Below are 8,891 nucleotides of genomic sequence, written 5' to 3' on the forward strand. Positions count from 1 at the left end.
CGGCAGCTTCTTGTAGTCGGGGGCCGGCAGCTTGGGGTCAATCAACGCTCGGCGGTCTTTCTGCAGCTTGGCCAGGTTCTGCTGGTTTTCGGGCATGGTGATGGTGGCCACCACCTGCGGCCGTTCCTCAAACGTGTTGCCCAGCACCCGCAGGCTTACGCGGTCCGACACCCGGTCCAACTCGCGCAGGTAGGCCACAATCTGGTCGGTACGGGTGTAATGCGAGCCAATGGGGTAACCAAGGAACTGCTCCGGAGTTGGAATTTTCGAGTCAAATGTATTGGCTTGGGCTCCCGGGAAAAAATAGCTGTTTTGCGCCATTGCGGGCACTGCTTGCGCTAGGCTCAAGGTCAGCAGCGCAGCGGAGAGATATGTTTTCAACATGGAAACTGGAATTAAAAAGTAACTGGGCAGGTGCGCCGGACGGCAGGGCTCCCCCGGCCCTGCCGGGTACGACCCCTCTCCCGCGGAGAGGGGAGCCACGGCGGCGCAGGCTGTAGCGCGGACTTTTAGTACGCGCGTGAACTGTATTTACGTAGGCAACTCGCGGACTAAAAGTCCGCGCTACAACCCGTCCGGCTTCCCTCTACTGTTGGAGAGGGGTCGTACCCGGCAGGGCCGGGGGAGGTTTCGCCGGCTGGTGCCTCCATTTAATACCCCGGGTTTTGCACCAAGTCTGGGTCGGCCACCAAGTCATTGAAAGGAATGGGGAACAGCCAGCGGCGCTGGTCCGTGACGCCCAGCACGTCATCGGCGCGGCCGGTGCGCACGAGGTCAAACCACCGGTCGGCTTCAAAGGCAAACTCGATTCTGCGCTCGTTCTCGATTGCCAGCAGCAGTTGCTCGGCGGTGGCGGCGGCAGTGGAGCCCAGGCCGGCGCGGGTGCGCACGGCGTTCAGGTCGGCAATGGCCTCGGGGAGCTTGGCTTGACGGGCACGGGCTTCGGCCCGAATGAGGTACTGCTCGGCGATGCGCAGCACGTAGCTGGGGTCGTCGCGCTGGGCCGAGCGGCTGTAGAGGTTGCCGTAGGTGACGGGGGCTCCGGCTATTACGGTGCTGTTTAGCAGGGCCGAGCGGCTGCCGCCCACCGTGGGGTCATTCAGCTGCGCGATGGCCGCGGGCAAGGGCTGGAAGTTGAACTGCCCGCCCAATGCGCTGGGAAACCAGTTGTTCCACATGCCATTGGCGTCGGAGTTGCTGAACGTCAATTCAAACACCGACTCTTGGCTCAGGAACGGGGCGGTGGAAAACGACCGATACGGCGTCACCAAGCGGTAATTGGGGCTGGCAATGACCTGCGACGCGTAGGTTTCGGCCTCGGCCCACTGCTGGCGGTAGAGGTGCAGGCGGGCGCGCAGGGCGCGGGCGGCGGCCTTCACGGCGCGGTTGCGGGTCGCTGCTTCGGGCAGCAGGGTTTCGGCCTGGGTCAGGTCGGCCAATGCTTGGTCGTAGGTTTGGGCCTGGGTGCTGCGGGCCAGCCCTTTGCCGTTTTCCTTGCTGCGGGTGGGCGTGAGCACCAGCGGCACCCCGCCCCAGCCGCGGCCGAGGTCGAAATAAACCAGGGCCCGCAGGAAATACGCCTCGCCCAGCAGCTGGTTTTTCTCCGCCGCGGGCAGCAGCGGGTCGTTGATGCCGGGCAGGGCCGCAATCACGTTGTTGGCGCCGTTCACAGCCTGGTACATCTGCGTCCAGGCCTCGGTAATCAGCACGTTGTCGGCGCTGAGCTGGTTCTGGTCAATTTGCAGGAACTGGTTAAGCGTGCCGTTGAAGCGTACGTTGTCGCCGGGCAAAAAGCCCAGCACCGGCCAGTTGAGCTGGTAATACGCCTGCACCCGGTCGTAGACGCCAATGGTTGCCGCCCGGGCACTGCCCGCGTCGGTGATGGCCTGGTCGTCGGGCAGCTGCTGCACCGGCGTGGGCTCCAGCAGGTCGGAGCAAGCCCCCAGGCTGAGCGTGACCGCCGCAACTTGGGATGCCAACAGAAAACGAAATAAGGTCTTTTTCATCTGAGGAAATGGCTAAGGAAAATCCAGAACTGAGGTGGCACCTGGCTGCTGTAGCGACGCGTATTCGCGTCTCATCGCCCGCACCTTTTGAGCATTATCCAGGCTTTACCCCTTACTAATGCCGAAACGCGAATACGCGTCGCTACACCGTTCTGTGAATTAATCAGTTGTGTTAGAGTCCGACCGTGACGCCCACCTGGAACGTGCGGGGCTGGGGCACCGTGGCCCAGTCGAAGTTTTTGGTGTTGCTCACGCCGCTTTGCGAGTTCACCTCTGGGTCGAGGCCGGAGTAGGGCGTGATGGTGAAGAGGTTGGCGGCTTGCGCGTACACCCGCAGCGAGTTCAGGCGGGCTTTGGCCACCAGGGGGGCGGGCACGGTGTAGCCCAGCGTGAGGGTGCGCAGGCGCACAAAAGAGCCGTCTTCCAGGTACCGGTCGCTGAGGTTTTGCACCACGCCGCCGTAGTTGTTGCTGGTCGGATTGGTGGTGAGGCGCGGAATGTCGGTCACGTCGCCGGGCCGCTGCCAGCGCTCCAGCTGCTCGCTCAGGTAGCCAATGTTGCTCTGCGTGCCGCCGTGCACCAGGAAGAAGCGGTTCATGTTCATGATTTTCGCTCCCTGCTCGAAGTTCAGCGTAAAGCCGAAGTCAATGCCCTTGTAGCTGACCGAGTTGGTGACGCCGCCGAAATAGTCGGGCCAGGCGTTGCCCACCAGTTTGCGGTCGGCCACGGTCAGTTGCCCGTCGCCGTTCACGTCTTCGTATTGAGCGTCGCCGTTTTCGGGGTTCACGCCGGTTTGTTTGTACAGCCAGAACGAGTAGAGCGGCGCGCCTTCCTCCAGCCGGAAAATGTCGCGCGAGCCCGTGGTGATGGGCGCGGCCAGCTTTTCAATCTTGTTCACGTTGCGGGCCACGTTGACCGTGGTGCTCCACTGCACCGCGCCTTTGGGCAGCCAGTTGGCCGTGGCCTGAATTTCAACCCCCTTGTTCCTCACGGCGCCGAAGTTTTCGACCAGCGACGAGAAACCGGTTTTGCGCGGCACCGGCACGTTCAGCAACAGGCCGGAGGTGTACTTGTCGTAATAATTCAGCTCCAGCACCAAGTGGTTTTTCAGCACGGCCGCGTCCAAGCCCACGTTCCACTGCCGGGTCGATTCCCAGCTCAGGTCGGGGTTGGCCAGCTGCAGCGGGGCGGTGCCCGGCAGGTCGAGGTAGTTGGCACCGCCTTGCACCAGGCCCAGGGCCGCAAAGTCGCTGATGCCGGCCTGGTTACCGGTTCTGCCCATGCTGGCCCGCAGCTTCAACTCCTGGAAAATGCCGAGGTCCTGAATGAAGTTTTCCTCGCCCAGGCGCCAGCCCAGCCCCACGGCCGGGAAATAGCCCCAGCGGTTGTCGCGCCCGAAGCGCGAGGAAGCATCGGCCCGCACGCTCACATCAGCCGTGTACCGCTCCTTGAAGCTGTAAGTGGCCTTACCAAAAAACGACACCAGCCCGGCCTGCGAGCGCGACGAGCTGCCCGTTTGCGTGGCCGACGAGGCGATGGTGGTCAAGTCGTTGCCCGGAAACTGCTGGCCCGCCAGGCTGGTCCGCTGGAAGGTGTTGCGCTGCAAGGTATTGCCCACCAGCGCCTGCAAGGAATGGTTTTCGCCGAAGTTCACGCTGTAGTTCAGCGTCTGCTCGTTGAGCAGGGTAATGTCGCGCGAGAGAAACGACGAGGCCGTGCCCCGCGGCTGCCCCGCCAGAATCAACGTGTTGTTGAAGTTATTCTCGTACATGTCGTTGAAGTCGATGCTCCAACTGCTGCGGAAAGTCAGGTTTTTGCCGAACTGGTAGGTGCCGTACACGTTCGAAATCACGCGCGTGCCCACCGCGTCATTGTTCAGGTTTTTGATGAGCGCCTGGGCGTTATCAAACGACCCGTACTTCGCATAAGAACCATCGGGGTTATAAATCGGCAGGTTGTTGCGCGTGAACAAGGCCGAGTTGATGACGCCCACGGGGTTGTTGTCGTTGCTGCTCACGTTGCGGTGCGTGCGGCTCAGCGCGGTGCTCGTGCCAATGCGCAGCTTGTCCGTCACCGAGTTGTCGAGGTTGACGCGCAAACTGAACCGGTCGAAAGCGCTGGGCTTGGCCACCGATTCCTGCGTGAAATAGCCCGCCCCGATGTAAAACTGGGTTTTGCCGGAGCCGCCGGCGGCCGACAGCTCGTAGCTGTGCGTTTGGGCGGTGCGGAACACGTCAGAGAGCCGGTCGTAGGTCGGCTGCTCCTCCGGCAGTCCGCGCCCCCCCGAGGCGGCAGGGCGGTACGGCACCAGGGCCGGAGTGCCGCCGTCGTTCAGAAAACGCTCGTTTTCCAGCGCGGCCAGTTCGGGGCCGCTGGCCAGTTTATACTGCTTGGGCGCCTCCGACAGCGCGTGGTACGTGTTGAAGGTGATGCGCGTTTTGTCGCCGGCCTTGCCGCGCTTGGTCGTGATGAGCACTACCCCATTGGCCCCGCGCGAACCGTAAATGGCCGTGGCGTTGGCATCTTTCAGGATTTCGATGCTTTCGATATCCGAGGGGTTGAGGTCGGCCAGCGGGTTGCTCGACACCTGGTTGCCCAGGCCCGTCGCAATCAGGTTGGTGTTGTTGATGAACACGCCATCCACCACGTAGAGCGGGTCGTTGCTGGCGTTCACCGAATTACTGCCCCGGATGCGGATGAAAATGCCCCCGCCCGGCACGCCCGAGTTGGCCGAAACCTGCACGCCGGGCGCCTTGCCCTGCAACAGTTGGTCGGGGCTGGCAGCCGGAATGTTCTTTAGCTCGTCCCCCCGCACCGAGCTGATGGCACTGGTCAGGGTTTTGCGGTTCTGCTCGCTGTAGCCCGTCACCACCACTTCCGCAAGCTCCTGCAAATCAGGCGCCAGGTCGATGGCGAGGGGGCCCGTGGCGGCCGCTACTTCCTTGGGGGCATAGCCCACGAAACTGAAAACGAGCGCGCTGCCGGGAGCTGCCGGGAGCGTAAATTGTCCGTTGGCGTCGGTGGTGGTACCCACGGTGCTGCCTTTGGCGAGTACCGTCACGCCGGGCAACGGCGTGTGGCTGCTGGCGTCGGTCACGGTGCCGCGCACCACGGGCTCGGGGCCCGTTTGCGCGTGGCTGGTGGCGGTGGCCCCTCCCCACAGCAGGAGAAAGAGCGACCGCCGAAGCGTATTGGTGTTCATGAGAAGCAAGAGTTGGGGGTGGAGGGGCCGGGCCAGCCGCGCGTTGGCGGGACACAAGCGGGCCCAAGGGTGAAAAGTCTGGGCCCATGGGCCGCGTCCGCACGTGCTCCGGTGCACCAGGAGCGTGGGGGTCGCGGCGTTCGGCGGCGAGGGTGAGCCGCCGTTTGTGCACAACGACGCCCGGCCCCAAGCCGCAGGTTTTGCCCAGAAAATGAGAGGTAGCCCGCGCCTACCCATTGAAGGTCAGGCGCTGGGAGGCTGGCGAACAGCTGCCGCGCAGGCACAACAGCCCATGCGGCACCCGGCTATGGCTTAGCCGCGGCAGCCCGTGAGGCCGGCAGGAAAATGAAAGAGCACTTCGCTCAACAGCCCCGGCCGGCCCGCCGCATACAGGCGGGCATGCTCGACGTGCAACAACAGCCATGCTGTACGGCTGAAGGGGCAGTCGGAAAAGCGGGGAGGGGACGCGAAAAGTCCATGGCTTTTGTTTTTATATGGTCAGGACTTGGCACCGTTTCGGAGGGTTAGCCCCGTTGGTTGCCGGCGTTTCGTCGAGCCTGTCTCTCCACGCCTCTGTATAAAAACAATTCTTTGGTTTGAAGGAATTGTGCTGCAAATGTAAAGCAACATTTTTCTCAAAGCCTAATAAAAAGCCCGAATTTTATTTCTCGCAGCGCTTATCCTCCACTTTAAAGCCATTGCGGGGGAAAGGGCCAAAAGTTGTCTCACAAGCGCTGGTGCCTATATTTGTCCCAACTCGAACCGTTTGCAGAACCTCCTTGCACACGACGGAAAAAAATTTCAACGGGCCTGCATACACTCCCATTTTGAACGAGAAATTGATTGGAAATCGCACCTGTTGTTGTGGCCCCGCCGCCGCCTAACCCCGCGTAGCCCTGCCCGCAGGCGCCCATTTTCCAATCGTATTTTCGTTTCCATGCCCCCTACTCCACTGGCCGTTTCCCGGCCTGACCTCGTGCGCGGTATCCGCCGCTGGGACTTCGTGGCGCTCATCGTCAACATCACCATCGGGGCCGGCATCCTGGGCCTACCGTCCAAGATTTATGCGCTGGTCGGGGCCTATAGCCTGGTGGCCTACGTGGCAAGTGCGGCCATTGTGGCCGGTATCATCCTGTGCTTTGCCGAGGTGAGCAGCCGCTTCAATGGCACCGGCGGCCCCTACCTCTACGCCCGGCAGACCTTTGGGCCGCTGGTGGGTTTCGAAGTGGGCTGGATGCTCTGGATTTCCCGGCTGGCCAGCTTCGCCGCGCTTTGCAACTTGTTTGTCGACTACGCCGCGTATTTCTGGCCCAGCGTGGGCGCGGGAGTGGGCCGGGCAGCGCTCATGGCAGCCATAATCAGTGGCCTCACGGTCGTCAATCTGGTGGGCGTACGCACGGCTTCGCGCGTCAACAACTTGTTCACCGTCAGCAAGCTGTTGGCTTTAGTATTTTTCACCGGGGTGGGGTTATTTTTCGTTGATTGGCAAGCGTTTTCGTTTGCTGTGGCGCCCACTTACGCGGGCTTTTCGGGGGCGGTGCTGCTCCTCATTTTCACCTTTTCGGGGTTCGATGTGGCGGCCATTCCAGCGGGTGAAATCGAACAGCCGCAACGCAACGTACCCTTTGCCCTGTTCACCGCCATTGCCACGGTGGCCTTGCTGTTTTTGCTGGTGCAGGTGGTGTGCATCGGCACGCTGCCGGGCCTAGCCACCTCGCAGCGGCCCTTGGCCAACGCCAGCGAGCAGTTCATGGGCCCGGCGGGGGCGGCGTTCATTGCCGGGGCGGCCATGCTCACGGCGCTGGGCACGCTCAATGCCCTGATGCTCACGGGCCCGCGGCTGCTGTTTGCGTTGGCCGAACAAGGCCAGATTCCGGCCTTTTTTGGCGCTTTACACCCGCGTTTTCGCACGCCGCACGTGGCGCTGCTGGTGTCGGCGGCGCTCAAGCTGGTGCTGGCTATTTCGGGCACGTTCATTTACGCCCTCACCCTGAGCACCATCATTCGGCTGGGCTACTTTGCCCTGACTTGCGCCGCGCTGCCGGTGTTGCGGCGGCGCCACCCGGCCCAGCCGGCACCGTTTCAGGTATGGGGCGGTGGCGCTGTGGCGGTGGCTTGCGTGGCGCTTTGCCTGTGGCTGCTGTCCAACAGCGCCGCCAACGAAGCGCGCGACGTGGGCGTGGCTGCAGTGGCCGGTTTAGGCCTTTACTTTCTTTCCAATCGCCGAAAATCCAGCAGCACGGGGTAGAGACGCAATATTTTGCGTCTTGGCGTTCAACGATGACGTCTGGGCGGTGCCGCACAAACGGCGCGGCCGCGGCGACGCAAAATGTTGCGTCTCTACCCCGTGCTGCTTTTTCCAATTAGCATCAATACAAACCCGTATTTCAGAATGCCGCTCTCCTCTCCCATTGCCTCCGTTGCCATTCGCACGCCGCAGCGCGTGGCCGAAATTTCCTGGTTTGACGACCTCTGCGGCGGCGACACCCAATACCTGAGCGTGCTCGATGGAGCCTACCGCAGCTCCTGGGCCCATTGCCGCGACATTGTGCTGACGTCGGAGCGGCTGGGCTACTCCAATATCCTGCTGCCCACCTCCTACACCGTGGGCCAGGACGTGATGACGTTTGCGGCCGGCATTGCCCCTCAAACGTCGCGCATCAACTTGCTCACGGCCATTCGCACCGGCGAAATTCACCCGCCCATGCTGGCGCGGGCCCTGGCTTCGCTCGACCACATGCTCGAAGGCCGCCTCACCATCAACATCATCAATTCGGACTTGCCGGGCCTGCGCGAAGTGCCCGAACTGCGCTACCAGCGCTGCGCCGAAACCATCGAAATCCTGCAGCAGGCCTGGACGCAGGAACGCATCGTGCACAAGGGCGAGCTTTACCAGTTCGACATGCCCGCTGACCCCGCCAAGCCGTACCAGCAAAACGGCGGCCCGCTGCTCTATTTCGGCGGCACTTCGGAGGGCGCCCGCGCGGTGTGCGCCAAGTACTGCGACATGTTCCTGATGTGGCCCGAAACCGAGGAGATGCTTTACGAGACCATGCAGGACCTGAGCGCCCGCGCCGCCGCGCACGGCCGTCAGATTGACTTTGGCTTGCGCATCCACGTCATCGTCCGCGAAACCGAGGACGAGGCCCGCGGCTACGCCAAAAAGCTCATGTCGAAATTTGACCCCGTGAAGGGCGCCGAAATCAAGAGCCGCGCCCAGGACTCGTGGTCGCTGGGGGTGCACCGCCAAAACCAATTGCGTGAGCACGCCGACATGGAAGGCTTTGTGGAGCCGCTGTTGTGGACGGACATCGGCAAAGCCCGCTCCGGGGCCGGTGGGGCCCTCGTGGGCAACCCCGACCAGATTGTGGAAAAGCTGAACCGCTACATGGACATGGGTTTCCGCGCCTTCATCTTCTCAGGTTATCCGTTGCTGGACGAGGCCGACCTGTTCGCCCGCTACGTGCTGCCGCGCCTGCCCAATGTGTCGATGCCGCAGGTGCAGGGCCGCATCCCCCGCGAAACGCCGGTGACGCCCCTCACCACCGCGCCGCTGCGCTAAGCAATAGCAACCGGTGCGGTTTGCCCCCTTATTTCAGAGTTTCAGAGCTGGGGCCAAGCAGTAGCGCGAACTTTGTAGTTCGCGTCCCCGCGCTGTTAGAGTTGTCCGGTACGCGAACTAC

Annotated in this window: 4 protein-coding genes, 1 pseudogene and 1 riboswitch; of the genes and pseudogenes, 2 read left to right on the forward strand and 3 right to left on the reverse strand. The window is 62.5% G+C overall.

Translation table 11 applies throughout. The annotated features are described in order from the left end of the window. From VF629_RS15285 to VF629_RS15295, 3 genes and pseudogenes are all read right to left on the reverse strand, one after another. A pseudogene (locus tag VF629_RS15285) lies at nt 1-384 on the reverse strand (zinc carboxypeptidase); the annotation flags it as partial. A gap of 266 nt (nt 385-650) precedes the next feature. Then, nucleotides 651-2,006, reverse strand: coding sequence for a RagB/SusD family nutrient uptake outer membrane protein (locus VF629_RS15290; protein ID WP_331059362.1), 1,356 nt, complete (start codon nt 2,004-2,006; stop codon nt 651-653). Nucleotides 2,007-2,178: 172 nt separating this feature from the next. Further along, a complete protein-coding gene (locus VF629_RS15295; protein WP_331059363.1) occupies nt 2,179-5,208 on the reverse strand; it encodes a TonB-dependent receptor in 3,030 nt (1,009 codons plus the stop codon). Nucleotides 5,209-5,695: 487 nt separating this feature from the next. Next, a riboswitch (SAM riboswitch) is annotated at nt 5,696-5,792 on the reverse strand. Nucleotides 5,793-6,145: 353 nt separating this feature from the next. Here VF629_RS15295 and VF629_RS15300 point away from each other — a divergent pair. Beyond that, the gene (locus tag VF629_RS15300) at nt 6,146-7,456 is read left to right on the forward strand and encodes an APC family permease (protein WP_331059364.1); all 1,311 of its coding nucleotides are present in this window, start codon (nt 6,146-6,148) and stop codon (nt 7,454-7,456) included. A gap of 144 nt (nt 7,457-7,600) precedes the next feature. After that, on the forward strand, nt 7,601-8,770 hold the full coding sequence (locus tag VF629_RS15305; RefSeq protein ID WP_331059365.1) for an LLM class flavin-dependent oxidoreductase: 1,170 nt from the start codon (nt 7,601-7,603) through the stop codon (nt 8,768-8,770). Nucleotides 8,771-8,891: the final 121 nt, after the last annotated feature.

The sequence above is a fragment of the Hymenobacter sp. genome (genome assembly GCF_036388155.1).
Taxonomy (GTDB): domain Bacteria; phylum Bacteroidota; class Bacteroidia; order Cytophagales; family Hymenobacteraceae; genus Hymenobacter.